Source organism: Streptomyces sp. NPDC001816, from assembly GCF_042892235.1.
GTDB lineage: Bacteria > Actinomycetota > Actinomycetes > Streptomycetales > Streptomycetaceae > Streptomyces.
In genome coordinates this window covers 62,583-87,788 of sequence record NZ_JBIATY010000012.1, presented here as the reverse complement: position 1 = coordinate 87,788, position 25,206 = coordinate 62,583, and the positions used below count along the sequence as shown (strand labels likewise).

General features: G+C 72.3%; 27 protein-coding genes and 1 pseudogene. 18 read left to right on the top strand and 10 right to left on the bottom strand.

All coding sequences use genetic code 11. The annotated features are described in order from the left end of the window. Positions 1-20: 20 nt before the first annotated feature. Entirely contained in the window at positions 21-1,199 is a 1,179-nt protein-coding gene (locus tag ACFYZZ_RS34240; protein ID WP_389184475.1) for a saccharopine dehydrogenase family protein, read from the top strand. Positions 1,200-1,209: 10 nt separating this feature from the next. Here ACFYZZ_RS34240 and mmpA read toward each other — a convergent pair whose 3' ends face one another. Beyond that, positions 1,210-1,356: a morphogenic membrane protein MmpA gene (gene mmpA / locus ACFYZZ_RS34235; RefSeq protein WP_389184472.1), complete on the bottom strand. Its 147-nt coding sequence runs from the start codon at positions 1,354-1,356 to the stop codon at positions 1,210-1,212. 84 nt (positions 1,357-1,440) lie between these two features. On the opposite strand from mmpA, the gene ACFYZZ_RS34230 reads away from it, so the two are divergent. Then, positions 1,441-1,611: a hypothetical protein gene (locus tag ACFYZZ_RS34230; RefSeq protein WP_389184469.1), complete on the top strand. Its 171-nt coding sequence runs from the start codon at positions 1,441-1,443 to the stop codon at positions 1,609-1,611. Here the strand turns inward: ACFYZZ_RS34230 and ACFYZZ_RS34225 are convergent. After that, the gene (locus ACFYZZ_RS34225; protein WP_389184466.1) at positions 1,575-2,282 is read right to left on the bottom strand and encodes an endonuclease V; all 708 of its coding nucleotides are present in this window, start codon (positions 2,280-2,282) and stop codon (positions 1,575-1,577) included. The two genes, ACFYZZ_RS34230 and ACFYZZ_RS34225, sit on opposite strands and share 37 nt — an antisense overlap. A 61-nt stretch (positions 2,283-2,343) precedes the next feature. Here ACFYZZ_RS34225 and ACFYZZ_RS34220 point away from each other — a divergent pair, with 61 nt between their 5' ends. Next, a complete protein-coding gene (locus tag ACFYZZ_RS34220; RefSeq protein ID WP_389184464.1) occupies positions 2,344-2,640 on the top strand; it encodes a YciI family protein in 297 nt (98 codons plus the stop codon). Positions 2,641-2,650: 10 nt separating this feature from the next. Here the strand turns inward: ACFYZZ_RS34220 and ACFYZZ_RS34215 are convergent, their stop codons facing one another. Then, positions 2,651-2,983, bottom strand: coding sequence for a plasmid stabilization protein (locus ACFYZZ_RS34215; protein WP_389184462.1), 333 nt, complete (start codon positions 2,981-2,983; stop codon positions 2,651-2,653). Positions 2,984-3,040: 57 nt separating this feature from the next. Continuing rightward, a complete protein-coding gene (locus tag ACFYZZ_RS34210) occupies positions 3,041-4,153 on the bottom strand; it encodes a WD40/YVTN/BNR-like repeat-containing protein (RefSeq protein ID WP_389184460.1) in 1,113 nt (370 codons plus the stop codon). 187 nt (positions 4,154-4,340) lie between these two features. Between ACFYZZ_RS34210 and ACFYZZ_RS34205 the strand changes: the two genes are divergently transcribed. Then, complete coding sequence (locus ACFYZZ_RS34205) at positions 4,341-4,757, top strand: SsgA family sporulation/cell division regulator (protein WP_389184457.1); 417 nt, start codon at positions 4,341-4,343, stop codon at positions 4,755-4,757. Between the two features lie 15 nt (positions 4,758-4,772). Here the strand turns inward: ACFYZZ_RS34205 and ACFYZZ_RS34200 are convergent. Next, positions 4,773-5,588: pseudogene (locus ACFYZZ_RS34200) on the bottom strand (isocitrate lyase/phosphoenolpyruvate mutase family protein). A 417-nt stretch (positions 5,589-6,005) separates the two neighbouring features. On the opposite strand from ACFYZZ_RS34200, the gene ACFYZZ_RS34195 reads away from it, so the two are divergent. The 3 genes from ACFYZZ_RS34195 (at position 6,006) to ACFYZZ_RS34185 (ending at position 9,747) form a co-directional block, all read left to right on the top strand. Next, a complete protein-coding gene (locus tag ACFYZZ_RS34195; RefSeq protein ID WP_389184454.1) occupies positions 6,006-7,631 on the top strand; it encodes an ABC-F family ATP-binding cassette domain-containing protein in 1,626 nt (541 codons plus the stop codon). Positions 7,632-7,767: 136 nt separating this feature from the next. Then, positions 7,768-8,544, top strand: a complete 777-nt coding sequence (gene ddaH, locus ACFYZZ_RS34190) for a dimethylargininase (protein WP_389184451.1) — start codon at positions 7,768-7,770, stop codon at positions 8,542-8,544. A 228-nt stretch (positions 8,545-8,772) separates the two neighbouring features. After that, positions 8,773-9,747, top strand: coding sequence for an acyl-ACP desaturase (locus ACFYZZ_RS34185; RefSeq protein ID WP_389184448.1), 975 nt, complete (start codon positions 8,773-8,775; stop codon positions 9,745-9,747). 73 nt (positions 9,748-9,820) lie between these two features. Here the strand turns inward: ACFYZZ_RS34185 and ACFYZZ_RS34180 are convergent, their stop codons facing one another. Continuing rightward, the gene (locus ACFYZZ_RS34180; RefSeq protein ID WP_386577765.1) at positions 9,821-10,066 is read right to left on the bottom strand and encodes a WhiB family transcriptional regulator; all 246 of its coding nucleotides are present in this window, start codon (positions 10,064-10,066) and stop codon (positions 9,821-9,823) included. A 335-nt stretch (positions 10,067-10,401) separates the two neighbouring features. Here ACFYZZ_RS34180 and ACFYZZ_RS34175 point away from each other — a divergent pair, with 335 nt between their 5' ends. After that, positions 10,402-11,193, top strand: coding sequence for a VOC family protein (locus ACFYZZ_RS34175; RefSeq protein WP_389184445.1), 792 nt, complete (start codon positions 10,402-10,404; stop codon positions 11,191-11,193). Between the two features lie 60 nt (positions 11,194-11,253). Here the strand turns inward: ACFYZZ_RS34175 and ACFYZZ_RS34170 are convergent, their stop codons facing one another. After that, positions 11,254-12,294: a LacI family DNA-binding transcriptional regulator gene (locus ACFYZZ_RS34170; protein ID WP_389184442.1), complete on the bottom strand. Its 1,041-nt coding sequence runs from the start codon at positions 12,292-12,294 to the stop codon at positions 11,254-11,256. Positions 12,295-12,423: 129 nt separating this feature from the next. Between ACFYZZ_RS34170 and ACFYZZ_RS34165 the strand changes: the two genes are divergently transcribed. Further along, positions 12,424-13,305 carry a hypothetical protein gene (locus ACFYZZ_RS34165; protein WP_389184440.1) on the top strand — a complete coding sequence of 294 codons (882 nt, stop codon included), beginning with the start codon at positions 12,424-12,426 and terminating at the stop codon, positions 13,303-13,305. A gap of 3 nt (positions 13,306-13,308) precedes the next feature. Here the strand turns inward: ACFYZZ_RS34165 and ligD are convergent, their stop codons facing one another. Continuing rightward, positions 13,309-14,328 (bottom strand): non-homologous end-joining DNA ligase, encoded by a 1,020-nt coding sequence (gene ligD / locus ACFYZZ_RS34160; protein ID WP_386577760.1) that lies wholly within the window; start codon positions 14,326-14,328, stop codon positions 13,309-13,311. Positions 14,329-14,402: 74 nt separating this feature from the next. On the opposite strand from ligD, the gene ACFYZZ_RS34155 reads away from it, so the two are divergent. After that, positions 14,403-15,518, top strand: a complete 1,116-nt coding sequence (locus ACFYZZ_RS34155; protein WP_389184437.1) for an ATP-dependent DNA ligase — start codon at positions 14,403-14,405, stop codon at positions 15,516-15,518. On the opposite strand, the gene ACFYZZ_RS34150 is transcribed toward ACFYZZ_RS34155, so the two are convergent. Then, positions 15,515-16,705, bottom strand: coding sequence for a zinc-dependent alcohol dehydrogenase (locus ACFYZZ_RS34150; protein WP_389184434.1), 1,191 nt, complete (start codon positions 16,703-16,705; stop codon positions 15,515-15,517). The genes ACFYZZ_RS34155 and ACFYZZ_RS34150 overlap by 4 nt on opposite strands. A gap of 242 nt (positions 16,706-16,947) precedes the next feature. Between ACFYZZ_RS34150 and ACFYZZ_RS34145 the strand changes: the two genes are divergently transcribed. After that, positions 16,948-17,928 carry a DUF3048 domain-containing protein gene (locus tag ACFYZZ_RS34145; protein WP_389185027.1) on the top strand — a complete coding sequence of 327 codons (981 nt, stop codon included), beginning with the start codon at positions 16,948-16,950 and terminating at the stop codon, positions 17,926-17,928. Between the two features lie 12 nt (positions 17,929-17,940). Here the strand turns inward: ACFYZZ_RS34145 and ACFYZZ_RS34140 are convergent, their stop codons facing one another. Beyond that, a complete protein-coding gene (locus ACFYZZ_RS34140) occupies positions 17,941-18,408 on the bottom strand; it encodes a MarR family winged helix-turn-helix transcriptional regulator (protein ID WP_389184432.1) in 468 nt (155 codons plus the stop codon). A gap of 180 nt (positions 18,409-18,588) precedes the next feature. Here ACFYZZ_RS34140 and ACFYZZ_RS34135 point away from each other — a divergent pair, with 180 nt between their 5' ends. The 7 genes from ACFYZZ_RS34135 to pcaD all read left to right on the top strand — a co-directional run bounded on the left by ACFYZZ_RS34135 (position 18,589) and on the right by pcaD (position 25,144). Then, complete coding sequence (locus ACFYZZ_RS34135) at positions 18,589-19,344, top strand: CoA transferase subunit A (protein ID WP_389184429.1); 756 nt, start codon at positions 18,589-18,591, stop codon at positions 19,342-19,344. Further along, positions 19,344-19,988 carry a CoA transferase subunit B gene (locus ACFYZZ_RS34130; protein ID WP_386577755.1) on the top strand — a complete coding sequence of 215 codons (645 nt, stop codon included), beginning with the start codon at positions 19,344-19,346 and terminating at the stop codon, positions 19,986-19,988. Before ACFYZZ_RS34135 ends, ACFYZZ_RS34130 begins: the two co-directional genes overlap by 1 nt. Further along, positions 19,985-21,187: a thiolase family protein gene (locus tag ACFYZZ_RS34125; RefSeq protein ID WP_389184426.1), complete on the top strand. Its 1,203-nt coding sequence runs from the start codon at positions 19,985-19,987 to the stop codon at positions 21,185-21,187. Before ACFYZZ_RS34130 ends, ACFYZZ_RS34125 begins: the two co-directional genes overlap by 4 nt. A 63-nt stretch (positions 21,188-21,250) precedes the next feature. Beyond that, complete coding sequence (pcaH, locus tag ACFYZZ_RS34120) at positions 21,251-22,024, top strand: protocatechuate 3,4-dioxygenase subunit beta (RefSeq protein WP_386577753.1); 774 nt, start codon at positions 21,251-21,253, stop codon at positions 22,022-22,024. A gap of 8 nt (positions 22,025-22,032) precedes the next feature. Further along, positions 22,033-22,635: a protocatechuate 3,4-dioxygenase subunit alpha gene (pcaG, locus tag ACFYZZ_RS34115; protein ID WP_389184424.1), complete on the top strand. Its 603-nt coding sequence runs from the start codon at positions 22,033-22,035 to the stop codon at positions 22,633-22,635. Further along, positions 22,632-23,972, top strand: a complete 1,341-nt coding sequence (gene pcaB, locus ACFYZZ_RS34110) for a 3-carboxy-cis,cis-muconate cycloisomerase (protein WP_389184421.1) — start codon at positions 22,632-22,634, stop codon at positions 23,970-23,972. The genes pcaG and pcaB overlap by 4 nt, the downstream gene beginning before the upstream one ends. Continuing rightward, complete coding sequence (gene pcaD / locus ACFYZZ_RS34105) at positions 23,969-25,144, top strand: 3-oxoadipate enol-lactonase (RefSeq protein WP_389184418.1); 1,176 nt, start codon at positions 23,969-23,971, stop codon at positions 25,142-25,144. The genes pcaB and pcaD overlap by 4 nt, the downstream gene beginning before the upstream one ends. Positions 25,145-25,206 lie beyond the last annotated feature (62 nt).

The window sequence follows — 25,206 nt, the reverse complement described above, 5'->3', positions numbered from 1 at the left end:
CTGCACGACCAAGGGGTGTCATGAGCAGGCTGAAAAGGACGGACCGTCCCTACGACATCGTGCTCTTCGGGGCCACCGGCTTCGTCGGCACCCTCACCGCGGAGTACCTCGCCGCGCACGCCCCCGAAGACCTGCGCTGGGCGATCGCCGGCCGCGACGAGGGCAGGCTGGAGCGGCTGCGCGACCGGCTGCCCGGCGGCTCCGGCATCGGGGTGCTGCGGGCCGACGTGAGCGAACCGGCCACCCTGCGCGCACTCGCCGAGCACGCGCGCGTGGTGGCCACGACCGTCGGGCCGTACATCACCTTCGGCGAGGAACTCGTCGCCGCCTGCGCGGACACGGGGGCCGACTACCTCGACCTCACCGGCGAGCCCGAGTTCGTGGACCTGATGTACGTCCGGCACGACGCACGCGCGCGTGAGACCGGCGCCCGCCTCGTGCATGCCTGCGGTTTCGACTCCGTGCCGCACGACCTGGGCGTGTACTTCACGGTCCGGCAGCTGCCGGAGGGGGTGCCGCTGACCGTGGACGGGTTCGTGACCGCCGACGCGGCCTTCTCCGGGGGCACACTGGCCTCGGCGCTGAACCAGTTCGCGCGCGGGCGGCAGATGGTGGCCGCGGCCCGCGAACGCGGCCGGCACGAGCCGCGCCTGATGGGGCGCCGGGTGACGACACCGACGGGCGCTCCGCGGTTCGCCAAGGAGGTCGGCGCCTGGGCGGTGCCCCTGCCGACCATCGACCCGCAGATCGTGCGCCGCTCGGCGAAGGCCCTGGACCGGTACGGCCCGGACTTCCGATACCGGCACTATGCGGCGGTCCGGCACCTGCCGGTCGCCGCGGGCGGCGTCGCCGCCGTGGGCGCGGTCGCGGCCGCCGCCCAGCTGCCGCCCGCCCGGCGCTGGTTGTCGGACCGGCTGCGGCCCGGGGACGGGCCGAGTCCGCAGAAGCGGGCGAAGAGCTGGTTCCGGGTGCGCTTCGTCGGCGAGGGCGGCGGGCAGCGTGTCTTCACCGAGGTCGCGGGCGGCGACCCGGGCTACGACGAGACGGCGAAGATGTTCGCCGAGGCGGCCCTCGGCCTGGCCTTCGACGAGCTGCCGCCGACCGCCGGTCAGGTCACCACGGCCGCCGCGATGGGCGACGCGCTGACCGAGCGGCTGCGCGCTGCGGGCATCACCTTCCGGGTGGCCGCCAAGCAGTAGCCCGCCGGCGCTACATCTGCCATCCCAGCAGGGTCCAGAACATCCCGCCGATCCAGGCGAGCCCCGCCAGCACGGCGAGGACCAGAGCGGCCGTCACGGCGCGCTCGACGGGCTGGGCGGGACGGGTCACGGCGTTGGCGGAACGGTGCGTCGTCATGGGCGTCAGCCTGCCGTCGGGCCGGTAGGGGCACATCCGTACGCGTACTCAGGCGACGTACTCACCCGGCTCCGGGCTCCCGAAGTGACCGTGGACGAGGACGCGTCGGCGGCGGACCGGGCCGGCGAGCTGGGGCGGATCGTGCGCTACTGGGGCGGGAACCTCCACCACTGCGCCCTCGAACCCGGCGACGGCTCAGCCGTGTACGACTCGCGGTATCAGGAGGTGGGCGCCTGGCGCGTCGACGCCTCCTGAAGCGCCCGCCGGCACAGCGCGTCGGCCCTGCGCGTGGTCTCCGGCAGGCGGAACTCAGGGGTCAGGGCCAGGGTGTGCGCCAGGGCGTTGTCGAGGCTCACGCGGTGGCCGACGGAGACGAAGACCGGCTTGACGCCGTCCCGGGTGCGCAGGGCGCGGCCGACCTCCTCGGTGCCCGCGAGGAGCGGTGCGAAGCTGCCTCGCGCGGGCCCGGGTTCGTCGTACGTGAAGGTGAACGGGTTCTTGGCGACGCCGATGGTCGGCAGGCCGGTGAGCACGCCGAGGTGGCTGGCGAGGCCGAAGCGGCGCGGGTGGGCGAGGCCGTAGCCGTCGCACACCACCAGGCCCGGCGCGCAGGGCAGGGCGTCCAGGGCCGCGCGCACGGTCGGGATCTCGCGGAAGGCGAGCAGTCCGGGAACGTACGGGAAGGAGATCCTGCCGACGGCCGTCGTCTGCGCGACGACGTCCAGGGTGGCCGCGTCCAGGACGACGGCCGCCGCGGCGACGAGATCGCGCTCGTCGTCGTAGGCGACGTCCACGCCCGTGACGTGCCCCGTTCCGGGCGGCGGCCCCGGCTCGTCGAGCACCACCCGCCCGCGCAGCTCGTCCTGTACGGCGCGGGCCTCTTCCTCGGTCGCGGGCCAGCCCGCGGGTACGCCTACGGTCGTCATGATGGCCAAGACTGTACGGCCCGCCGACTCCCGTGCGGGGCCTGGGGGTAGGCTCGCGATCATGTTCGTACTGGAGCTGTCCTACACCGCCCCGCTCGACGCCGTGGACGCCCTGATTCCGGCGCATGTGGCCTGGCTCGACGAGCAGTACGAGAAGGGCTTCTTCCTCGCCTCCGGGCGCAAGAACCCCCGCGAGGGCGGTGTGATCCTGGCCGTCGCGGAGAACCGCGCCCGCATCGAGGAGGTCGCCGCGACCGACCCGTTCATCGCCGCCGGGGTGTGCGAGTACCACATCACGGAGTTCCTCGCCACGAAGACGGCCCCCGAGCTGGCGCAGCACCGGCAGACGCTGGACTGAGCCCGGGGGCTCAGCCCTTCCTGGCGTCCAGCGCGCGCTGCAGCTCCGCCTTGTTCATGTGCGAACGGCCCTCGACACCCCGCTGCCTGGCCTCGTTGTACAGCTGGTCGTAGGTGGGCCCTTGCGGGCCCTTGCCGGACCGCTGGCCGCCCCGCTTGCCGGAGGACATGTCCTGGGTGGAGGTACGGCTGGCCTTCTTGGACTCGCCGGACCGGGCGCGTTCCTTGTTCACCGTCCGCGCGGCGATCTCCTCGGCGCGCTTTGTGCTCTCGCCCCGGTCCAGCGCGCTCTCCTTGATGTGTTCGTACTGGCGTTCCCGCTTGGGGCTGGAACCGCGTGGCATGACCGCTCACTTCCTCTCGTGCGCGGTGACCGGGTACCCGCGATCAGGCCTCCCACATCAGCGTTCCAGCCGGGCCACCCGTCCCTTCTCCCCAGCCGCCCAGCAACTCAGGTCGCGGGTGCAGGACACGGTGTCGTACGAACCGGTGTCGACGGTCCGCCAGGTGCGGCCGCCGTCGGTGGTCAGGTCGGTGCCGGTGGGGCCGACGGCGAGGGCGGCGCCGCGGCTGTGCGGGAGCCAGGCGGCGCCGGAGCGGTAGGCGGGTGGCGGGGTCGCGGCGGGACGCCAGGTGCGGCCGCCGTCGTCGGTGACCGCGGCCGCCTGTGGCGAGGTCTGGTCGGGGCGGTAGTCGCCGCCGACCGCGAGTCCGTGGGTGCGGTCGCGGAAGGCGAGCGCGAAGACGCCTTTGGCCGGATCCCCCGCCGGAACGGGTGTGTCGGCTGCCGTCCAGGTCAGTCCGCGGTCGGCGGAGTGCAGCACGCGCGCGCGGGCGCCGCCGCCGGTCGCCAGCCAGACGTCCCGCGGCCCGAAGGTGACCAGGCACTGGCCGCTCGCGGCGAAGCCGGCCTCGCCGTCCAGGGCGGCCGGCGTGCCCTCGGCGGGCAGCACCCGCCAGGAACGGCCGCCGTCGCTGGTGGACAGGATGCGGAACCTGCCGTCCACCGGGTCGCTCATGGCGAGGCCGTGACGGCGGTCGAAGAAGGCGAGGCAGTCGTAGAAGGCCTTCGGGTCGGTGTTGCGGAAGGACTCCGTCCAGGTCGCGCCGCCGTCGTCGGTGCGGTAGACGCGGGAAGCCTCCCCCTCGCCGATGGCCAGCACCACCGCGCGCCGCGCGTCGAACGCCTCGACGTCCCGGAACTGCAGGTCGGCCGCGCCCGGCGGAGAGACGTTCCGCCAGCTCGCCCCGCCGTCGGTGGTGCGCAGCACGGTGCCTGCCGTACCGGCCAGCCAGGCGGTGTCACGGTCGACGGCGGCCAGACCGCGGAAGCGCACCTGCGGGGTGCCGCTGTTCTTCGCCTCCCAGTGCACGGTTCCCCGGCCTCCCTGACCGAGCTGCACCGCCTCGGCGGCCGGCACCGTCAGCGTGGCCAGCGCTGCTCCGCACGCCACCCCCGCCGCCACCAGCCGGCCCGTCCGTCCCCTGCGTCGCGTGCTCCCCAAGCGCCTCATGGCGGGCGAAGCTAGCCCACCGGCCCGCCGCCGTCCAGAGGACCTCCCGGCCGCACTCCCGTGCATGAAAGCGGTGACCGAGGTCACTCGTTCCCGACGTGCACGCAATGGCCGATTCCATCGTCTCTTCCAGTACCAGGCCCCACCCGCCCGGGAGTACGTCCAGCCGTCACGAGGGAGCAAGGCGTTGTCCACCGTCATCGAGCAGCCCGTAGAGGCCCGCCTCGTCGCCGCCGCACCGCGCATGCCGAGCATTCCCGCCACGCTGCGCTACGACCGGAGCGACCCGTTCGCCGTCCGCATGACCTTCCCGGCCCCAGCCACCCTGGAGGGTGTCGAGGTCTGCTGGACCTTCTCCCGCGAGCTGCTCGCGGCCGGGCTGCACGGCCCGGAGGGCTTCGGTGACGTGCGCGTACGGCCGTACGGCTTCGACCGCACCGTACTGGAGTTCCACGCCCCCGAGGGCACCGCGATCGTGCACGTGCGCTCCGGCGAGATACGACGGTTCCTGCAGGCGACCGGCGACCTGGTGCCCGTCGGCCTGGAGCACCTGCAGCTGGACCTCGACCACGACCTTGCCGAGCTGATGCGGGACGCCTGCTGACCTGCGCGAAAAGCGCTACGCGCGCGTGAGCAACGCGTTCAGCCCGCCGTAGTCGAGCCCGCCGGCCAGCGCCCCGTACGTCCCCTCCCGCAGCAGCTCCCGCGCGGCACGGCGGACCAGGGCGTGAGCGGCCTCGGCGAGACTCGAGCCGGCGCTGATCCGGGCGACGCCGAGCGCGGCCAGTTCGGCGACCGTCGGCGCGCCGGGGCCGACCAACACGTTGAGCGGCCCGTCGACGCCCGCGACGAGCGCCTTGACCGTCTCCGGGTCGACGGCCCCGGGGACGAAGATCCCGTCGGCGCCCGCGGCCAGGAAGGCGGCAGCACGTTCCAGGGTGAGGTCCACTCCCCCGGCGCCGCGCAGGAAGGTGTCGATCCGCGCGTTGACGAACAGCGGCATACCCGCCGTGTCGGCCGCCGCACGGGCCGCGGCAATGCTCCCCCAGACTTCGTCCGGGGGACCCTCATTTCGCTTCGCTCGCCTGCTCGGCGACCTCCCGCAGCGGCTCACCGCTCGCCTCATGGCGGGCGTCCTCGATGTTGACGCCGACCGCGCCGGCGGCGATCACGCACGGACGGTGTCGGCGACATCGGCGGCATCCTCGGCGTACCCGCCCTCGATGTCGGCGGTGACCGGGACCCGTACGGCGTCGACGATGCGGGCGACGGCCGCGAGCGCGCGGTCGCGGTCGAGCCGGTCGCCGTCGGCGGTGCCGAGTGCCCAGGCGAGCCCCGCGCTGGTGGTCGCGACGGCGGCGGCGCCCGCCTCCACGACGACGGCCGCGCTGACCGGGTCCCAGGCGTTCGGCAGGACCAGCGGGCGGCCGGGCACGTGCAGTGTGCGGAAGGCGAAGGCGGAGTCGACAAGCGGATGCTGAAGCGTCCTGCAGGGAAGTCAAACAGCCCCGGCGGGGCGGACGCCGGCAGAAAACCGACACCAGCGTGGGCCGTGCCAGGGGTGCGGAAATCGGCCACTCGGAAGCACGCGCATCAATCGCGTTGACAGCCTTTCCGGCCCCCTCCTACGGTGTACAGCGTTCCTGTTGCCGTTGATTGGAGAAGGACGTTGCTCGTCTGAGGTCCTGAGACACCGCGTTCACACCGGTGAGGTGTGCGTGGCGTTCGACCTCGGCGTCCGAGCCGTCCTCAGGCACAGGCAAACTCTGTGTGCCCCAGGTTCTTCGGTCTGCGCCTCGCGGTGTCTCGACATGCGTCCGCCCACACCGCATCGATCAACCGCGAGGCCTGTATGTCTACTTCCCTCACCTGCACGTCCCTGTCCTTCGCCTGGCCCGACGGCACCTCCGTCTTCGACGGCCTCGACGTCGCCTTCGGTCCCGGCAGGACCGGGCTGGTCGGCGTCAACGGATCAGGGAAGTCGACCCTGTTGAAGCTGCTCGCCGGTGAACTCGAACCGGCCGACGGCACCCTCAAGGTGACCGGCGAGGTCGGCTGTCTGCCGCAGAACGTCACGCTCGACACCACGCTCCGCGTCGACGAGGCCCTCGGCATCGCCCGCCGGCGAGCCGCCCTGCACGCCATCGAGGCGGGCGACGTGTCCGAGGAGCACTTCGAGGCCGTCGGCGACGACTGGGACGTCGAGGAGCGCGCCCTGGCCACGCTCGGCGAACTCGGCCTCGGCCACATCGGCCTGGACCGCACCGTCGGCGAGGTGTCCGGCGGCGAGTCGGTGCTGCTGCGCCTGGCCGCACTGCTGCTGCGCCGCCCGGACGTCCTGCTCCTCGACGAACCCACCAACAATCTCGACCTGTACGCGCGCCGGCGGCTGTACGCGGCCGTCGCCTCCTGGCCGGGCGTGCTGGTGGTCGTCAGCCACGACCGTGAGCTCCTGGAGCTGGTCGACCAGATCGCCGAGCTGCGCTCTGGGGAGGTCACCTGGTACGGCGGCAACTTCTCGGCCTACGAGGAGGCCCTCGCCATGGAACAGGAGGCGGCCGAGCGGATGGTGCGGGTGGCCGAGGCGGACGTGCGCAAGCAGAAGCGCGAACTCGCCGACGCCCAGGTCAAGCTGGCCCGCCGCAAACGGTACGGGCAGAAGATGTACGAGCAGAAGCGCGAGCCGAAGATCGTCATGGGCGCGCGCAAACGCGCCGCCCAGGAGGCCGCGGGCAAGCACCGCATCATGCACGAGGAGAAGCTCGCCGAGGCCAGGGAGCGGCTGGACGACGCGGTGGAGGCCGTACGGGACGACGACGAGATCCGCGTCGACCTGCCGTACACGGCCGTACCGCCCGGCCGGCAGGTGCTCACCCTGGAGAACCTGGAACTGGCCTACGGAGCACGTGTCAGGGGGATCCTCGATCTGCGCGGCCCGGAGCGGATTGCCCTCGTCGGCCGCAACGGTGCGGGCAAGACGACGCTGCTGCGGACCGTCGCCGGGGAGTTGGCGGCGGAGGCCGGCGAGGCGCGGGCGCACGTCCCGCTGCGGTTCCTGCCGCAGCGGCTGGACGTACTGGACGACACGCGGACGGTCGCCGAGAACGTGGCCCGGTTCGCGCCGGGCGCCACGAACAACCGGATCCGGGCGCGTCTGGCCCGCTTCCTGTTCCGGGGCGCACGGGCCGACCAGAAGGCCGGGACGCTGTCCGGCGGCGAGCGCTTCCGGGCGGCCCTGGCCGCGCTGATGCTCGCCGAGCCCGCACCGCAGTTGCTCCTGCTGGACGAGCCGACCAACAACCTCGACATGGCGAGTGTCCGGCAGCTGACCACGGCCCTGGAGTCGTACGAGGGTGCCCTGCTCGTCGCCAGCCACGACCTGCCGTTCCTGGAGTCGATCGGCATCACCCGGTGGCTGCTGATGGAGGACGGAGAACTGAAGGAGACCCTGCCCGAGACGCTCGGCGATCCGGCCTAGCCGGACCGGCGGGGGTCTCAGGTGGGGCACAGGCTGACAACGAGGGTTTTGTCCAGGCCACCGTGCCCTGCATGATGGCGGACCGGCGCCCTGTCGCGGGCGCCGGAGCCGCACCGCCGATAACGAAAGGTCCCTCGTGCCCAGCAAGAAGGCCCTCGTCCGCCGCCCCAGCCCGCGCCTTGCCGAAGGCCTGGTGACGCACATCGAGCGGGAGAAGGTCGACGTGGACCTCGCCGTCGAGCAGTGGGAGGCGTACGTCGAGGCGCTGGGCGAGCACGGCTGGAAGACGATCGAGGTCGATCCGGCCGAAGACTGCCCGGACTCGGTGTTCGTCGAGGACACCGTCGTCATGTACAAGAACGTGGCGTTGATCACCCGGCCCGGCGCCGAGTCCCGGCGCGCGGAGACCGCGGGCGTCGAGGAGGCCGTGGCCCGGCTCGGCTGCTCGGTGAACTGGATATGGGAGCCGGGCACCCTGGACGGCGGCGACGTCCTGAAGGTCGGCGACACGATCTACGTCGGCCGGGGCGGGCGCACCAACGCGGCCGGCGTGCAGCAGTTGCGGGCCGCGTTCGAACCGCTGGGCGCGCGCGTGGTCGCCGTACCGGTGAGCAAGGTGCTGCATCTGAAGTCGGCGGTCACCGCGCTGCCGGACGGGACGGTCGTCGGGCACATCCCGATGGTGGACCGGCCGTCGCTGTTCCCGGGCTTCCTGTCGGTGCCGGAGGAGTCCGGCGCGCACGTGGTGCTGCTCGGCGGCCACAAGCTGCTCATGGCGGCGAGCGCCCCGAAGACGGCGGAACTGCTCACCGATCTCGGCCACGAGGTGGTCACGGTGGACATCAGCGAGTTCGAGAAGCTCGAGGGCTGTGTGACGTGCCTCTCGGTGCGCATGCGGGAGCTGTACGCCTGATCGGGTGATCCGTCACTCCGGCAGCCCCGGGACCTGCGGGTCCCGGGGCTGTTTGGCATGCCCTCGAAAAGCCGGGCCATGGGTGCTGATCAGCGATCTTTACAACGAACTTAACCTACGGCTTCGTAACCTACGGATTCGTAGCCTACGATCTCGTAGGTTTCCGGCTCCGCTCGCCGGACCGTCCCCCGTCTCTCCCCCTTTGTACGGCGTCCCCCTGGAGTTCCTGTGACGATCACCTCCCCTCACCTCGGCAGCCCGTCCGTGTGGACCGACGCGCGGCTGCTGTACGCGCTGGAGGAAGTCGTCGAGAAGGAACTGAACCGGCATCTGCAGGTCGCCAAGGACTGGATGCCGCACGAGTACGTGCCCTGGACCGACGGCCGCAACTTCCCCGGCCTCTTCGAGGACGGCGAGGCCTGGGACAAGGAGCAGTCCAAGGTCACGGAGATCGGCCGCATCGCCCTCGTCGTCAACCTCCTGACCGAGGACAACCTCCCCAGCTACCACCACGAGATCGCCTCGCTCTTCGGCCGCGACGGCGCCTGGGGCACCTGGGTGCACCGCTGGACGGCCGAGGAGGGCCGGCACGGCATCGTGATGCGTGACTACCTGCTCACCTCGCGCGCGGTGGACCCGGACAAGCTGGAGCAGTTCCGGATGTCGCACATGAGCGAGGGCTTCGAGTCCGACAACCGGCACTCGATGCTGCACTCGATCGCCTACGTCGCCTTCCAGGAGCTGGCGACCCGCATCTCGCACCGCAACACCGGCCACCAGTCCGGCGACCCGGTCTGCGACCGCATGCTGGCGCGCATCGCGACCGACGAGAACCTGCACATGGTCTTCTACCGCAACCTGCTGAAGGCCGCCTTCGAACTCGCTCCCGACCTGACCATGCAGGCGGTCCGGGACGTCGTGGTCAACTTCCGCATGCCCGGCCACGGCATCCCCGGCTTCGAGCGGGCCGCCGCGCAGATGGCGATCGGCGAGGTCTACAACCTGCGCATCCACCACGACGACGTCCTCCAGCCCGTGCTGCGCTTCCTGAAGATCATGGAGATCGACGGCCTCGGCCCCGAGGGCGTCCAGGCGCAGGAGGAACTCGGCCTCTTCATGGGCGGCCTGGACACGGAGGCCGCCAAGTTCGACGAGAAGCTGGCGGCCCGCAAGGCGCGGATGGCGGCGCGGGCCGCGGGCTGAGCGGCGCTCGGGCCGTCGCCCGAGGTGGGTGTCGGTAGGACGTGCGGCGCAGTCGGTGCGACGTGCGGCCCGGTCAGTGCGACGTGCGGCGCAGGGCGAGGCGCTCCTTCTCGGAGAGGCCGCCCCAGACACCGAAGCGCTCGTCGTTGGTGAGCGCGTAGTCGAGACAGGCGGAGCGCATCTCGCACATGGCGCAGATGCGCTTCGCCTCGCGCACCGAGCTGCCGGGCTCGGGGAAGAAGAAGTCCGCCCCGGTCTGCGCGCACAGCGCCTGTGCCTGCCAGGCGGTGTCGGCCGGGGTGATGGTGTCGATGTGCATGTCCAGAATCGTGCCGGGCGGCGAAAAACGTTCGATCAACGCCGGATCAACGGCGCGGCCGCGACCCGGGCCGCCCGTTGATGCTCCACCGGAGCCCTGGGCCCCCCGATGATGCTCCGCGTGCAGACGCCCGCGCACGGCGGCGCGCGGAAGCAGTGTGAAACCCGGAGAACCAGGCGGCGGCCCCCAGGGTGAGCGGGGGCTTCGGTCCGGCGTGCGGCGGCGCTCCGGCAGCGGTTGTCAGTGGGCGGTGCCAGACTCGGCAGTGCAGAGGACGGGACCGATTCCGGACACCCCTTCAAGGGTTTCCGGACCCCCTTTCAAGGAGGGCGAAGATGCTCACCACCCGTTTCGTCGACGGCGCTCCGAACTGGATCGACGTCGGCACCCCCGACCTCGACGGCGCCCTCGCCTTCTACGGCGGGCTGTTCGGCTGGCAGTTCCAGTCGGCGGGGCCGGACGCCGGCGGCTACGGCTTCTTCCAGCTGGGCGGCAGGACCGTCGCCGGCGGCATGCAGACCGGACCCGAGCAGGGGCCTCCTGCCTGGACTGTGTACTTCCAGAGCGAGGACGCGCAGGCCACGGCCAAGGCGGCGGAACAGGCGCACGGCAGCGTGCTGTTCCAGCCCATGGACGTGATGGGCCAGGGGCACATGGCGGTCCTCGCCGACCAGGCCGGCGTGCCGTTCGGGATCTGGCAGCCCGGTCAGACCAAGGGCGTGGACGTGGCGAACGAACCGGGCGCGCTGTGCTGGGTCGAGCTGTACACACCGGACATCGCGGCGGCCGCCGCGTTCTACCAGAGGGTGCTGGGCCTGGAGACCTCGGCCATGCCGTTCCCGGGCGGCACGTACACCTGTGTGAACCCGGGCGGTGCCGGTGAGGACGCGATGTTCGGCGGGATGGTCCCGCTGGCCGACGACCCGACGGAGGCCGAGGCGGGCGCGTACTGGCTGCCGTACTTCGAGGTCGAGGACACCGACGCCGTGGTCGAGAAGGCGCAGCAGCTGGGCGGCACGGTGCGTATGCCGGCGACGACCATGGAGGGCGTCGGCCGGATGGCCAAGCTCGCCGACCCGTACGGCGTCCGCTTCGCGGTGATCAAGAGCGAGCCGCCGCAGGGCTGAGGCGCCGACGGGCATGTTGTGCCCGGGCGGGCGCGCTGTGCCTAGGCAGGGTCGGGGTGCCTAGGCGGATGCGCGTCGTATCAGGGTCGTCGGCAGGACGACGCTGGAGACGGCCGCGTCCGCCGGGGCCGCGTCGCGCGTCCGGCCGGCCAGGCCGCGCAGCAGGAGACGGGCCATCAACCGGCCCATTTCCTCTATGTCCTGACGGACCGTCGTGAGCGGCGGATCGGCCTCTTCGGCGATGGGCAGCACATCGTCGAAGCCGATGACGGCCACGTCGTCCGGCACGCGCCGGCCCCGCTCGCGCAGCACGCGCAGGGCGCCGAGCGCGGTGAGGTCGTTGGCGGCGAACACCGCGTCCACGTCCGGGCAGCGGTCCAGCAGTTCCCGCATGGCGCGCTCGCCGCCGCCGGGGGTGAAGTTGCTCTCCACCACGAGCCGCGGGTCGGCGTCGCCCACCACGTCCCGGTAGCCGTCGAGCCGGTCCACCGCCGAGGTCTGGTCCAGCGCGCCGGTGATGTGCGCTATCCGGCTGCGGCCGAGGTCCACGAGATGGCGTACGGCCTCACGGGCGCCGCCCCGGTTGTCGCTGTCGACGTACACCGGACCGGGGGTGCCGTCGCTCCAGTCGGGGCGGCCGCCGAACACGGTGGGGACGCCCGCGTTCCGGATCAGGCCGGGCAGCGGGTCGTCGAGGTGGAGGGAGAAGACGAGGGCGCCGTCGACATGGCCTCCGGCCAAATAGCGGGCCACACGGGCGTGGTCGGCGCGGCCCTCGGTCAGCAGCAGCACGAGCTGGTTGTCGTGGGCCGTCAGCTCCTTGCTGATGCCTCGCAGTTGGAGCGCGAAGAAGGGGTCGGCGAAGACCCGGGCCTCGGGTTCGGCGATGACGACGGCGACGGCGTCGTGCCGCTTGGTGACCAGGCTGCGTGCGGCCTGGTTGGGCACGTACCCGAGTTCCTCGACCGCCTGCCGGACCCGTTCGACCAGGGGCTCCCTGACCCCGTCACCGCCGTTGACGACCCGTGACACGGTGGCCCGGGACACCCCGGCCCGCGCGGCCACTGCCTCCAGCGTGGGACGCGACACTGCCTCGGTCACTTCGGGACTCCTCATCGGCGGCTGGCGATCAGGATAACCGCGCTGCCGTGGGGCCGTCGGGGCCGGAAAAGGGGTTGCTTCCCGGCATCTCGCCAGGTGAAGATCGCCGCATGAAGACGAGAAAGGCTCATGCCGGCTGAGCGCCCCGAGACGCGGCTCGTGCCCTACGCACGACTGCCGCGCACCTACCGCGACCGGCACATCGTCCACAGCTCGGTCGACGCGTTCGGCCGGGCACACTGGTTGCTCACCGAGCATCCGCCCAAGGACCTGGACACCGATCCGTACGACGCGCTGGTGGTGACCGTCGAGGACGGCGTGTGCCACGAGACGTACCTGCATGCGGTGTTGCCCTGGTGCCCCCGCATCGAGGCCCTGCCCGACGGCGGGTTCGTGCTGACGTCGCCCCGGGCGGACAAGGACGACCAGCAGCAGGTCCAGGTCTTCGACGCACTGGGCCGGGCGACCGGCACGTTCCGCGTGGGAGACGGCATCGAACACCTCCTGGCCGACCGGGCGGGAGACCTCTGGGTCGGCTACTTCGACGAGGGAATCTTCGGCGACGCGTTGAGCGCGCCCGGCCTGCGCCGCTGGAGCATCACGGGCGAACCCCTGTGGTCCTACAGCCCGGTGTCCGACGCGGGATGGATCGACGACTGCTACACCTTGAACGTGGCGGGGCGCACCGCCTGGGCGTGCCCGTACATGCGCTTCCCGCTCATCGAGGTGGACGAGGGCCAGGTCGTCCGGGTGCGACAGAATCCGGTGCGGGGTGCGAACGGGCTCGCCGTCCTGGGCGAACGGGCAGTGTTCTTCAGCGGATACGGCGAGGACCGCAACCGGCTCGTCGACTGCCGTCTGACGGAGACCTCCGTGGAGCCGGTGGCCGAGAGCCGCCTGGTCCGCCCCGACGGCGGCCGACTCGGCCGGCGCCGGATCGTCTCCCGTGGTTCCCGGATCCATGTGCAGGTCAAACCGTTCACCGAGTGGTTCGTGTTCGACCTCGCGTGAGGGTCAGGAGTCCTGCTCGCGGCGGGCCCGGCTCGGCTGGACGCGCTTGGGCTCGCCCGGCATCTTCGGGTACTCCGGCGGGTACGGCAGGTCGCCCAGGCCGTGGTCGTGTTCGTCGCGGCGGGCCAGTTCGAGGAGGGCGTCGAGGGAGTAGGCGTGGTCGTCCATGTCGGCGTGCACGTCGCCGAGTTCGGCGAAGCGGGCCGGCATGGTGGCGAGGTCGAAGTCGCGGGGATGGGCCACGCCGACCTCGTCCCAGCGCAGGGGCGCGGAGACGGGGGCGTTCGGGCGGGGCCGGACGGAGTAGGCGGAGGCGATGGTGCGGTCGCGGGCAGTCTGGTTGTAGTCGAGGAAGATGCGCTCGCCGCGCTCCTCCTTCCACCACTTGATCGTGACCTGGTCGGGCATCCGGCGTTCCATCTCCCGGCCGACCGCGATCGCGGCGCGCCGCACCTGGGTGAAGGTCCAGCGCGGTTCGATGGGCACGAAGACGTGCAGGCCGCGGCCTCCCGAGGTCTTGGGCCAGCCGCGCAGGCCGCCGAACTCGTCGAGGACGGCACGCAGTTCGTGGGCGGCACGGACGGCGTCGTCGTAGTCGGTGCCGGGCTGCGGGTCGAGGTCGATGCGGAGTTCGTCGGGATGGTCGACGTGGGTGCGGCGCACCGGCCAGGGGTGGAAGGTGAGCGTGCCGTACTGGGCGGCCCACACCACGGCGGCCTCCTCGGTGGGGCACATCTCGTCGGCGCTGCGGCCGCTGGGGAAGGTGATGTGGGCGGTGGGGATCCAGTCGGGCATGCCCTTGGGCGCGCGCTTCTGGTAGAACCACTCGCCGTCGACGCCGTCCGGGTAGCGCTGGAGGGTGGTGGGGCGGTCGCGCAGGGCGCGCAGGATGCCGGGGCCGACGGCGGCGTAGTACTGGGCGACGTCCAGCTTGGTGAATCCGCGTTCCGGGAAGAAGACTTTGTCCGGGCTGGACAGCCGCACGGTCCGGCCGGCCACGTCCAGTTCCACCGCTGCACCCATGCGGCCACGGTAGGCGCACCCGGCACACCACGCATACCGGGCGTCAGCTGACGTATGCGAGCAGAATCGGACACATGGATCTGCCGGTGATGCCGCCCGTGAAGCCGATGCTCGCCAAGTCGGTGGCGAAGATCCCGCCGGGCATGCACTACGAGGCGAAATGGGACGGGTTCCGCGCGATCGTGTTCCGGGACGGGGCCGAGGTCGAGTTGGGCAGCCGTACCGGGAAGCCGCTGACCAGGTACTTTCCGGAGCTGGTCGCGGCGTTGAAGGAGCGGGTGCCCGAGCGGTGCGTGCTGGACGGGGAGATCGTGATCGCGCGGGGCGGGCGGCTGGACTTCGACGCGCTGACCGAGCGGATCCATCCGGCGGACTCACGGGTGCGGATGCTGGCCGAGAAGACCCCGGCCTCCTTCGTGGCCTTCGACCTGCTGGCGCTGGACGACCACGCCCTGCTCGACGTGCCGCTGACCGACCGGCGTGCCCTGCTGGAGCGGGCGCTGTCCGGGGTGAGCGCGCCGGTGCATCTGGCGCCGGCGACGACCGACGTGGAGGTGGCGCACCGGTGGTTCGAGCAGTACGAGGGCGCCGGTCTGGACGGGGTCGTCGCCAAGCCGCTCGATCTGCGCTATCTGCAGGACGAGCGGGTCATGTTCAAGATCAAGCACGAGCGGACGGCGGACGTCGTCGTGGCGGGCTACCGGTTCCACAAGAGCGGGCCGGTGGTGGGCTCGCTGCTGCTGGGCCTGTACGACGACCGGGGAGCGCTGCAGCACGTGGGCGTGTCGGCGGCGTTCGCCATGAAGAAGCGCGCCGAGCTGGTCGAGGAGCTGGAGCCGCTGCGCATGGACGACGTGACCGGGCACCCGTGGGCGGCCTGGGGCGACGAGGCGGCGCATGAGACGGCCCGGCTGCCGGGGGCACCGAGCCGCTGGTCGGGCAAGAAGGACCTGTCCTGGGTGCCGATCCGGCCGGAGCGGGTCGCCGAGGTGGCCTACGGCCACATGGAGAACGGCGCCCGCTTCCGGCACACGGCCCGCTTCCGCCGCTGGCGCCCGGACCGGACACCGGAGAGCTGCACCTACGCGCAGTTGGAGGAGCCGGTGCGCTACGACCTCACGGAGATCCTCGGGGTCGAGGAGGACGGCTCCCAGGCCCCGCTGCACGTCGGACACCCGGATGCCACCTAGGGCTGCATCAGGATCTTGATCGCACCGTCCTGCTTGTGCTGGAACATCTCGTACGCGGTCGGTGCCTCGTCGAGCGGCAGCCGGTGGGTGGCGAAGTCGTCGACGCCGAGTGGGTCCTCGTCCGTGAGGTAGGGCATGATCGCGTCGGTCCACCGGCGGACATTGGCCTGCCCCATCCGCATCTGGATCTGCTTGTCGAACAGGGTGAGCATCGGGATCGGGTCGGCCGTGCCGCCGTAGACGCCGACGAGGGAGAGCGTGCCGCCCCGCCGGACCAGGTCGATGGCCAGGTGGAGGGCGCCGAGCCGGTCGACACTGAAGCGTTCCGCGAGCGGCGCGCCCAGCTTGCGGGGCAGCATCGCCGACGCCTGCTGGGCGAGCCGGGCAGCGGCGCTGCCGTGGGCCTCGGTGCCGACGGCGTCGATCACGGCGTCCGGGCCGCGGCCGTCAGTCGCATCGCGGATCACGGCGACCAGCTCCTTCTCGTCGTCGAAGGCCCTGAGGTCATACGTCCGCACACCGCGCCGGCTCGCCCGGGCCAGCCGCTCGGGCACCAGGTCGACGCCGAACACCCGCTCGGCTCCCCGGGCCAGCGCGACCCGGCAGGCCATGTCGCCGATCGGGCCGAGGCCGAGGACGGCGAGGCTGCCGCCGGGCGGGAGGGACGCGTACTCGACGGCCTGCCAGGCGGTGGGCAGCACGTCCGAGAGGTAGACGAAACGGTCGTCCGGCGGGCCCTCGGGCACCTTGATCGGGCCGTACTGCGCCTGCGGGACACGCAGGTACTCGGCCTGGCCGCCCGGCACGGAGCCGTACAGGCGGGTGTAGCCGAACAGGGCGGCGCCCATGCCCTCGCCGGTGACCTGGGTCGTCTCGCACTGGGTGGGCAGCCCGGTCAGGCACATCCAGCAGTCTCCGCAGGCGATCTGGAACGGGACCACGACCCGGTCGCCCACGGCGAGGTCCGGCACCCCGGCACCGACCTCCTGGACGATGCCCATCGGTTCGTGGCCGAGGATGTCACCCGGGGTCATGAACGGGGTGAGCACCTCGTACAGATGCAGATCCGAGCCGCACAGACCGCTGGACGTGACGCGGATGACGGCGTCGGTGGGCTGTTCGATCCGCGGGTCGGGCACGTGCTCCACCCGCACGTCCCGCCTGCCCTGCCAGGTGACTGCCTTCATGGGGTCGCGCTCCCTTGCTCGCGTGCGCGCCGGTTCGCCCTGGCGCGTCCGGTTTGCGGTGGCGCCCGGGTACCCGCGCATGCCGCGACGAACACCTGCGCGCCCCGGCGGCTCGGACCGCCCGGGCCACGCCGTGGACCCGATCGACCCACGGAAGGCGCAGGACCGGAACCGACCAGGGATGGCCCGCGATGACCCGATGAGCACACAATCGACAGATACGAACGGGGGCAACGGTGGTCATAGGACGCAGCGCGCGCAGACGACGCACGGCACTGACGGCGGCCCTGGTCGCCGTCACGATGACGGTCTCCCTGACGGCAGGCTGCACACGGCACGGCCCGGCCGACGACGCCCACGCCCCGCACGGGACCCCGTCGCCGACCGGCCCGGCCGTGCCCGCGGACGGCTCACTGCTCGCCGTGAAGATCGACAACGTCCCGGCGGCCCGCCCGCAGACGGGACTCGACGCGGCGGACGTCGTGTACGCGGAGCAGGTCGAGGGCGGCCTGAGCCGCCTGATGGCGGTGTACGCCACCACCCTTCCCAAGACGGTGGGTCCGGTGCGCAGCGCCCGCGAGTCCGATCTGGAGCTGCTGCGCCAGTTCGACGAGCCGACGCTGGCGTTCTCCGGGGCCCAGCGCAAGCTGCTGCCACTGATCCACCAGGCCCCCGTGCGGGCGGAGTCGCCCGACGAGGCCACGGACGCCTACTACCGGGGCACCGACAGGGCCGCGCCGCACAACCTGTATCTGCACCCCGCCCGGCTGCTGCCCTCGGCGCCGGGCAAGGCCGCGCTGACCACCGGGTTCCGCTACGGTCCTGCGCCCTCCGGCGGCACTCCCGAGTCCGCGCGGACGGTGCGCTATCCGTCGGCGCGCTTCACCTTCACCTGGTCCGCGGGGCGGGGCGGCTGGCTGGTCGCGATGGACGGCACGCCGACGGTGACGACCGACGGCGTGCGGCCGGCGCCGGCGACGGTCGTCGTGCAGTACGTGAAGATCCGCGCGTCGCACTACCACGACGCGCTCGGCAACAGCACGCCGTACACCGAGACGGTCGGCTCCGGAAAGGCCGAGGTGCTGCGGGACGGCCGGTCCTTCGACGCCACCTGGTCCCGGCCGTCCGCGACGGACGGCACGGCGTTCACGGCGGTTGACGGCAGCCCGATGAACTTCGCCACCGGTCAGGTGTGGGTGGTGTTCGCCGAGGCGCCCTCCTGACCGGGCCGCCGTTCAGCCCTGCCCGGCGGCCGGCGGCTCGGCCGGGTTGCGCAGGCCCTCGGCGGCGTCCGCGACCCGGCGGATCAGGTCGAAGAAGACGGTCTGCTCCTCGGGGGAGAGCGGGGCGAGGAAGACCTGGTTCATCCGCGCGGTGCGCACGGTCAGCTTGCGATGGACGCGCAGGCCCTCGTCGGTGAGACGGAGCAGGAAGCGGCGGCCGTCCTGCGGGTCGCGGACCTTGTGCAGCAGCTCGCGGCGGGTGAGCCTGCTGATGACCTCGGCGATGGTCGACCGGTCCAGGCTCACCCGCTCCCCCACGGTCCGCTGATCGAGACCCGGCTCGGCGACGAGCGCGTTCAGCACCGCGAACTGCGGTGAGGTGATCTCCTCGGAGACCATGGTGTTCCACAGCAGGTAGTGCGCCTGCTGGAGCCGCCGGGCCAGGTGCCCGGGATGGGTGGCGAGGTCCACCGCGGCCATGTGCACTCCCCTGATCGATTCGTTGGTGTACTGAACGATACTCGCGCTGGGGCGCACGGCCTGCATGGGGAATCCCGCGTATTACAAGGCCTTGACGGTTCTTGCGTCCGATGGCAGCGTGAGGAGCACCTCACCGAAATGCTCAGTACACTGACTAATTGCAGAGATGAGGCTTCACGGATGGACAAGGTGGTCGCCACTGCCCTGGAGGCGGTGGCCGATGTGCCGGACGGCGCGTCCCTCGCGGTCGGCGGCTTCGGGCTGAGCGGTGTCCCGAACGTACTGATCCAGGCGCTGTACGAGCGCGGGACGACCGGTCTGGGCGTGGTGTCGAACAACTGCGGTGCGATGGAGTCCGGCCTCGCGGTGCTGCTGTCCGCCGGCCGGATCGCCCGGGTGACCGGCTCCTACATCGGCGGCAACAAGGAGTTCGCCCGCCAGTACCTCTCCGGCGAACTGGAGGTCGAGCTGATCCCGCAGGGCACGCTCGCCGAGCGGCTGCGCGCGGGCGGCGCCGGGATCCCCGCCTTCTACACCCCGGCGGGCGTGGGCACGCAGGTCGCCGAGGGCGGGCTGCCGTGGCGGTACGACGGTGAGGGCGGGGTCGCGCTCGCCTCGCCACCGAAGGAGGTCCGGGAGTTCGACGGCGTGGAATACGTCCTGGAGCGGGGCATCCGCACCGACTTCGCGCTGGTCCGCGCCGCCAGGGGCGACCGGCACGGCAACCTCGTCTTCGGCAAGTCCTCCCGGAACTTCAACCCCCTTGCCGCGATGGCCGGCCGGGTGACCGTCGCCGAGGTGGAGGAACTGGTGGAACCCGGGGAGATCGGCCCGGACGCGGTGCACCTGCCCGGCGTCTTCGTGCAGCGCGTGGTGGCGCTGACCCCCGAGCAGGCGGCGGACAAGAAGATCGAGCAGCGGACGGTGAGGTCCTGATGGCCTGGACACGCGAGGAGATGGCCGCCCGCGCGGCCCGCGAACTGAAGGACGGCCAGTACGTCAACCTCGGCATCGGCCTGCCGACGCTGATCCCGAACCATCTGCCGCCGGGCGTCGAGGTGGTCCTGGAGTCGGAGAACGGCATCCTCGGCACCGGCCCGTACCCCGCCGAGGACGAGGTCGACCCGGACCTGATCAACGCCGGCAAGGAGACCGTGACGGTCCTGCCGGGCGCCTCCTACTTCGACTCGGCCCTGAGCTTCGCGATGATCCGGGGCGGGCACATCGACGTGGCCGTGCTGGGCGCGATGCAGGTGTCCGCGGGCGGCGACCTGGCCAACTGGGCGGTCCCGGGGAAGCTGGTCACCGGGATCGGCGGGGCGATGGACCTGGTGCACGGCGCCCGTACGGTCGTCGTCGTCATGACGCACACGGCCAAGGACGGCTCCCCGAAGATCCTGGAGCAGTGCACGCTGCCGCTCACGGGCAAGGCGTGTGTGAACCGAGTCATCACGGATCTGGCGGTGCTGGACGTCACGGATGCGGGGCTCGTCCTGGTGGAGACCGCGCCGGGCGTGACCGTTGAAGACGTCGTCACCCGGACCGACGCTGAACTGACCATCGGGGAGAACGTGCTGTGAACCCGGTTTACATCGTCGACGCCGTGCGCACACCGATCGGCCGCTACAACGGCGGGCTGTCCTCCGTGCGACCCGACGACCTCGCCGCCCACGCCCTGCGCGAACTGCTCGCCCGAACGCCCGACCTGGACCCCTCCCGCATCGACGACGTCTACTTCGGCAACGCCAACGGCGCCGGCGAGGAGAACCGCAACGTCGCCCGGATGGCCGCCCTGCTCGCGGGCCTGCCGACCTCGGTACCGGGCGTGACGGTCAACCGGCTGTGCGCCTCCGGCCTCGAAGCGGTGATCCAGGCCGCCCGCGCCGTCGCGGTCGGCGACGCCCGTTACGTCGTGGCGGGCGGTGTGGAGTCGATGACCCGCGCGCCGTACGTCCTGCCCAAGTCGGACAGGCCCTTCCCCACCGCACACACCGAGCTGTACTCGACCACGCTCGGCTGGCGCATGGTCAACCCGGGGATGGACCCGCAGTGGACCATCCCGCTCGGGGAGAGCGCCGAGCTGATCGCCGACAAGCACAGGATCAGCCGCGAGCAGCAGGACGAGTACGCGCTGCACAGCCACCAGAGGGCGGCCGCGGCCCAGCAACAGGGCCTGTTCGACACCGAGTCGACCCCCGTCCCGGTCCCGCAGCGCAAGGGCGACCCGGTCGACTTCGCCGCCGACGAGTGCGTACGGCCCGACGTCTCCCGAGCCGCCATGGCGAAGCTCAAGCCCTCGTTCCGCAGCCAGTCGGGCACCGTCACCGCGGGCAACGCCTCCCCGCTCAGCGACGGCGCCGCCGCCCTGCTCCTCACCGACGAGGAGGGCCTGAAGGCCATCGGCCGCGAACCCCTCGCCCGGGTCACCGCGACCGGAGTGTCCGGGATCGACCCGCAGTACTTCGGGCTCGCTCCCGTCGAGGCCGTCAACCGCGCACTCGCCAAGGCGGGCAAGGGTTTCGACGACCTGTCCGTGCTGGAACTCAACGAGGCGTTCGCCGCCCAGGTCCTCGGCTGTGTCGCCGAATGGCCCGAGTTCGACCCAGCGATCCTCAACCCCCAGGGCGGGGCGATCGCCCTCGGCCACCCCCTCGGCGCCTCCGGTGCCCGGCTCGCCGGCACCGTGGCCCACCAGCTCGCCCGCCGTGGCTCCGGCACCGGCGTGGCCGCCCTCTGCATCGGCGTGGGCCAGGGCCTGGCCCTCGTCCTCGACCGCTGAGGGCTCGTCCGCGCACGTCAAGGACTCCTCCTCGAACGCCAAGGAAGCGTCAGGTATCGACCAATGACTCTCACCCAGCAGGACATCGACCAGGAGATCGCGGCCGAGCACGCCGCGTACGAGAAGCGGGTCGCCGACGGAGCGCCCGTCGAGCACCACCCGCGCCGCGACTACGCGCCCTACCGCTCCTCCGTGCTCCGCCACCCCAAGCAGCCCCTGGTCGCCATCGACACCCGCCAGGACCCCGAACTGGTGGAACTGCACTCCCCCGCCTTCGGGGAGCGCGACCTCACCGACATCGACAACGACCTCACCCGGCAGCACACCGGCCAGCCGGTCGGCGAGCGGATCACCGTGTCCGGACGACTCCTCGACCATGCCGGACGCCCGGTCCGCGGCCAGCTCGTCGAGATCTGGCAGGCCAACTCGGCCGGCCGGTACGCCCACCGGCGCGAGCAGCACGACGCCCCGCTGGACCCCAACTTCACCGGCACCGGCCGCACCCTCACGGACGCCGAGGGCCGCTACCACTTCACCACCGTCCAGCCCGGCCCCTACCCCTGGCGCAACCACGTGGGCGCCTGGCGCCCGGCACACATCCACTTCTCGGTCTTCGGTACGGCGTTCACACAGCGCCTGGTGACACAGATGTACTTCCCGAACGACCCGCTGTTCCCGTACGACCCGATCCTGCAGTCCGTGACGGACGACGCGGCCCGGCAACGGCTGGTCGCCACCTACGACCACGGCCTGTCGGTGCCGGAGTTCTCCCTCGGCTACCACTGGGACATCGTGCTGGACGGCCCGGCCGCCACCTGGATCGAGGAAGGACGCTGACGGAAGCGATGACGAAGATCGACACGAGCAGCCCGCAGAGCGTGCTGCCCACCCCGTCCCACACGGTCGGCCCCTTCTACGGGTACGCGCTGCCGTTCCGCGGCGGCGAGGACATCGCGCCCCTGGGGCACCCCGACACGGTCACCGTGCACGGGTACGTCCTCGACGGCGAGGGCAATCCGCTTCCGGACGCCCTCGTCGAGCTGTGGGGGCCGCGCCCCGACGGCACCGTCCCGCAGGTGGACGGCTCCATCCGGCGGGACCCGGCGACCGGCGGCCAGCTGGGGCGCAACGGTGTGGAGTTCACCGGCTGGGGCCGCATCCAGACCGACACGAACGGCCACTGGTACGCGCGGACGCTGCGGCCCGGCGCACGCGGGCAGAGCGCCCCGTACCTGAGCGTGTGCGTCTTCGCGCGCGGACTGCTCGTGCACCTGTTCACCCGGATCTACCTGCCGGGCGACGAGGCCGCGCTCGCCGCGGACCCGCTGCTCGCCCGGGTGGGCGACCGGCGCGACACGCTGGTCGCCGGCGACGAGGGCGGCGGCACCTACCGTTTCGACATCCGCCTTCAGGGTGAAGGCGAGACGGTCTTCCTGGAGTTCCAGTGACATCCGCGTCCCCGCCGTACGCCGACACGGGCCTGCTCGCCCCCGGGTGGGGGCTGTCCGAGGCCGCCTCCGAGACCGGCGACCACGCCTATCTGCGGGCCCTGCTCGACGCCGAGGCCGCGCTGACCCGGGCGCAGTCCGCGCTCGGGCTCGCCCCGGCCGAGGCCGCGGCGGCGGTGACCGAGGCGGCCGTCCCGGCGAACTTCGGCATCCGTTCGCTGGCGGCCCGCACCCCGGCGGGCGGCAACCCGGTCATCCCGCTGGTCGCCGACCTGACGGCGGCGGTCGGCGAGGAGTACGGCCCCTACGTCCACCGGGGCGCGACCAGCCAGGACATCATGGACACGGCGACGATGCTGGTCGCCGTACGCACCCTGGAGCCGATCCTCGCCGGCCTCGGCCGCACCGAGCGCGCGCTGGCCGGGCTCGCCGCGGAGCACCGCGACACGCCGATGCCCGGTCGGACGCTCACCCAGCACGCCGTACCCACGACGTTCGGGTTGAAGGCGGCCGGCTGGCGCTCGCTGGTCCTGGACGCCCGCGACCGCGTCGCCCGGGTCCGGGACTCGCTCCCCGCCCAACTCGGCGGCGCGGCAGGGACCTTGGCGGCCTTCCAGGCGTACGGCGCCCAGGACGCGGACGCGCTGACCCAGGCGTACGCACGCGAAGTCGGCCTCGCGGCACCGGCGTTGCCCTGGCACACGCTGCGCACACCCGTCGCCGACCTGGCCGGCTGCCTGGCCTTCACCGCGGGGGCGCTGGGCAAGCTCGCCGTGGACGTGCTGACGCTGTCGCGCACCGAGGTCGGCGAGGTGAGCGAGGGCGGCGGTGGCGGCTCCTCCGCCATGCCGCACAAAGCGAACCCGGTGCGGTCCACGCTCCTCGCCGCCGCCGCGCGGCGCGCCCCGCAGCTCGCGGCCACCCTGTACGGCTCCCTGGCCGCCGAGGACGAGCGGCCGGCCGGTGCCTGGCATGCCGAGTGGGAACCGCTGCGCGACCTGCTCCGGCTGGTGGGCGGTGCGGTCGCCCATGCGGCCGAGCTGACCGAGGGGCTGCGTGTGCACCCCGCCGCGATGCGCCGGAACCTCGACACGACCCGGGGTCTGATCGTCTCCGAGCGGCTGTCCGCCGCGCTGGCACCCGTCCTCGGCCGGGCACGGGCCAAGGAGCTGCTGACCGAACTGGCGTGCCGCGCCCACGAGGAGGGCCGCCCGCTGCGTGAACTCCTCGCCAAGGAAGCAGAGTTGAAGGACGTCGAGCTGGACGACCTCACCGACTCCGCCCACTACACCGGTTTCGCCGGTGCCCTCACCGACCGTGCCCTGGAACGAGGTTGACCGTGAAACTCCTCGACCACCTGGAAGAAGGCCCGGCCTCCGCTCCCCCGCTGCTGCTCGGCCCGTCGCTCGGCACCTCGTACGCCCTGTGGGACGCGGTCGCGCCCGAGCTGTCGATCACCCACCGGGTGGTGCGCTGGGACCTGCCGGGGCACGGAGGTTCGGCGCCGGACCTGATCGGGCCGGGTGCCACCGTCGGCGACCTGGCCGCGCTGGTGCTGGCGCTCGCCGACGCGCTCGGCATCGAGCGGTTCGCCTACGCGGGCGTGTCGCTGGGCGGCGCGGTCGGCCTGCATCTGGCCGTGCACCACCCCGAACGGCTGACCTCGCTGGCCGTCATCTGCTCCTCCGCGCACTTCGGCGGCAGCGCGCCCTGGCGGGAGCGGGCCGAACGGGTGCGCCGGGAGGGCCTGGAGTGGCTGGTGGAGAGCGCCGACGCGCGGTGGTTCACGCCCGGCTTCACCGTGCCGCGGCTGGTGCGGGACCACCGGGAGGCCGACCCGGAGGCGTACGCCGCCTGCTGCGACGCGCTGGCCGCGTTCGACCTGCGCGACCGGCTCGCCGACATCGCCGTACCGACCCTGCTCGTGGCGGGCCGGCAGGATCCGGCGACACCGCCCGCGCAGCTGCGGGAGATCGCGGATGCGGTGCCCGCGGCCGCGCTCGTGGAGCTGCCCGGGGCCTCGCACCTGGCGCCCGCGCAGTGCCCGCAGGCCGTGCTGACCGCTCTGCGCACCCAGCTGACCGGGGCCCCGGCGAGCGGGATGGCGGTGCGCCGGGAGGTGCTGGGCGATGCGCACGTCGACCGGGCGCAGGCCCGGCAGACCCCGTTCACCGCGCGGTTCCAGGACTTCATCGCCCGCTACGCCTGGGGAGAGATCTGGGCCGACCCGACCCTCTCGCGCCGCGAGCGCAGCATGATCACGCTGACCGCGCTGGTCGCGTACGGCCACCACGACGAGCTGGCCTTGCACGTCCGGGCGGCGCGGCGGAACGGGCTGACGCCTCAGGAGATCGGCGCGGTGCTGCTGCAGACCGCGGTGTACTGCGGGGTGCCCGCGGCCAACTCGGCGTTCGCGACGGCCCAGCGGGTGCTCGCCGAGGAGGACGAGGCGGACGGGAAGGACGGGAGGGACGGGAAGGACGAGGACGGGACGCCCGGGCGAGGGTGACCCTGCTGGTCGTAGCCTCAGCAGCACCTCCTTCCCGGGGGCGGGCCGTGTCTAGGGTGGGG

What these genes read in the sequence shown, in the direction of transcription:
- ACFYZZ_RS34240 (WP_389184475.1), top strand. Translation starts at nt 21, where the DNA reads ATGAGCAGGCTGAAAAGGACGGACCGTCCCTACGACATCGTGCTCTTC.
- mmpA (WP_389184472.1), bottom strand. Translation starts at nt 1,356, where the DNA reads ATGACGACGCACCGTTCCGCCAACGCCGTGACCCGTCCCGCCCAGCCC.
- ACFYZZ_RS34225 (WP_389184466.1), bottom strand. Translation starts at nt 2,282, where the DNA reads ATGACGACCGTAGGCGTACCCGCGGGCTGGCCCGCGACCGAGGAAGAG.
- ACFYZZ_RS34220 (WP_389184464.1), top strand. Translation starts at nt 2,344, where the DNA reads ATGTTCGTACTGGAGCTGTCCTACACCGCCCCGCTCGACGCCGTGGAC.
- ACFYZZ_RS34215 (WP_389184462.1), bottom strand. Translation starts at nt 2,983, where the DNA reads ATGCCACGCGGTTCCAGCCCCAAGCGGGAACGCCAGTACGAACACATC.
- ACFYZZ_RS34210 (WP_389184460.1), bottom strand. Translation starts at nt 4,153, where the DNA reads ATGAGGCGCTTGGGGAGCACGCGACGCAGGGGACGGACGGGCCGGCTG.
- ACFYZZ_RS34195 (WP_389184454.1), top strand. Translation starts at nt 6,006, where the DNA reads ATGTCTACTTCCCTCACCTGCACGTCCCTGTCCTTCGCCTGGCCCGAC.
- ACFYZZ_RS34180 (WP_386577765.1), bottom strand. Translation starts at nt 10,066, where the DNA reads ATGCACATCGACACCATCACCCCGGCCGACACCGCCTGGCAGGCACAG.
- ACFYZZ_RS34175 (WP_389184445.1), top strand. Translation starts at nt 10,402, where the DNA reads ATGCTCACCACCCGTTTCGTCGACGGCGCTCCGAACTGGATCGACGTC.
- ACFYZZ_RS34165 (WP_389184440.1), top strand. Translation starts at nt 12,424, where the DNA reads ATGCCGGCTGAGCGCCCCGAGACGCGGCTCGTGCCCTACGCACGACTG.
- ligD (WP_386577760.1), bottom strand. Translation starts at nt 14,328, where the DNA reads ATGGGTGCAGCGGTGGAACTGGACGTGGCCGGCCGGACCGTGCGGCTG.
- ACFYZZ_RS34155 (WP_389184437.1), top strand. Translation starts at nt 14,403, where the DNA reads ATGGATCTGCCGGTGATGCCGCCCGTGAAGCCGATGCTCGCCAAGTCG.
- ACFYZZ_RS34150 (WP_389184434.1), bottom strand. Translation starts at nt 16,705, where the DNA reads ATGAAGGCAGTCACCTGGCAGGGCAGGCGGGACGTGCGGGTGGAGCAC.
- ACFYZZ_RS34140 (WP_389184432.1), bottom strand. Translation starts at nt 18,408, where the DNA reads ATGGCCGCGGTGGACCTCGCCACCCATCCCGGGCACCTGGCCCGGCGG.
- ACFYZZ_RS34135 (WP_389184429.1), top strand. Translation starts at nt 18,589, where the DNA reads ATGGACAAGGTGGTCGCCACTGCCCTGGAGGCGGTGGCCGATGTGCCG.
- ACFYZZ_RS34130 (WP_386577755.1), top strand. Translation starts at nt 19,344, where the DNA reads ATGGCCTGGACACGCGAGGAGATGGCCGCCCGCGCGGCCCGCGAACTG.
- pcaH (WP_386577753.1), top strand. Translation starts at nt 21,251, where the DNA reads ATGACTCTCACCCAGCAGGACATCGACCAGGAGATCGCGGCCGAGCAC.
- pcaG (WP_389184424.1), top strand. Translation starts at nt 22,033, where the DNA reads ATGACGAAGATCGACACGAGCAGCCCGCAGAGCGTGCTGCCCACCCCG.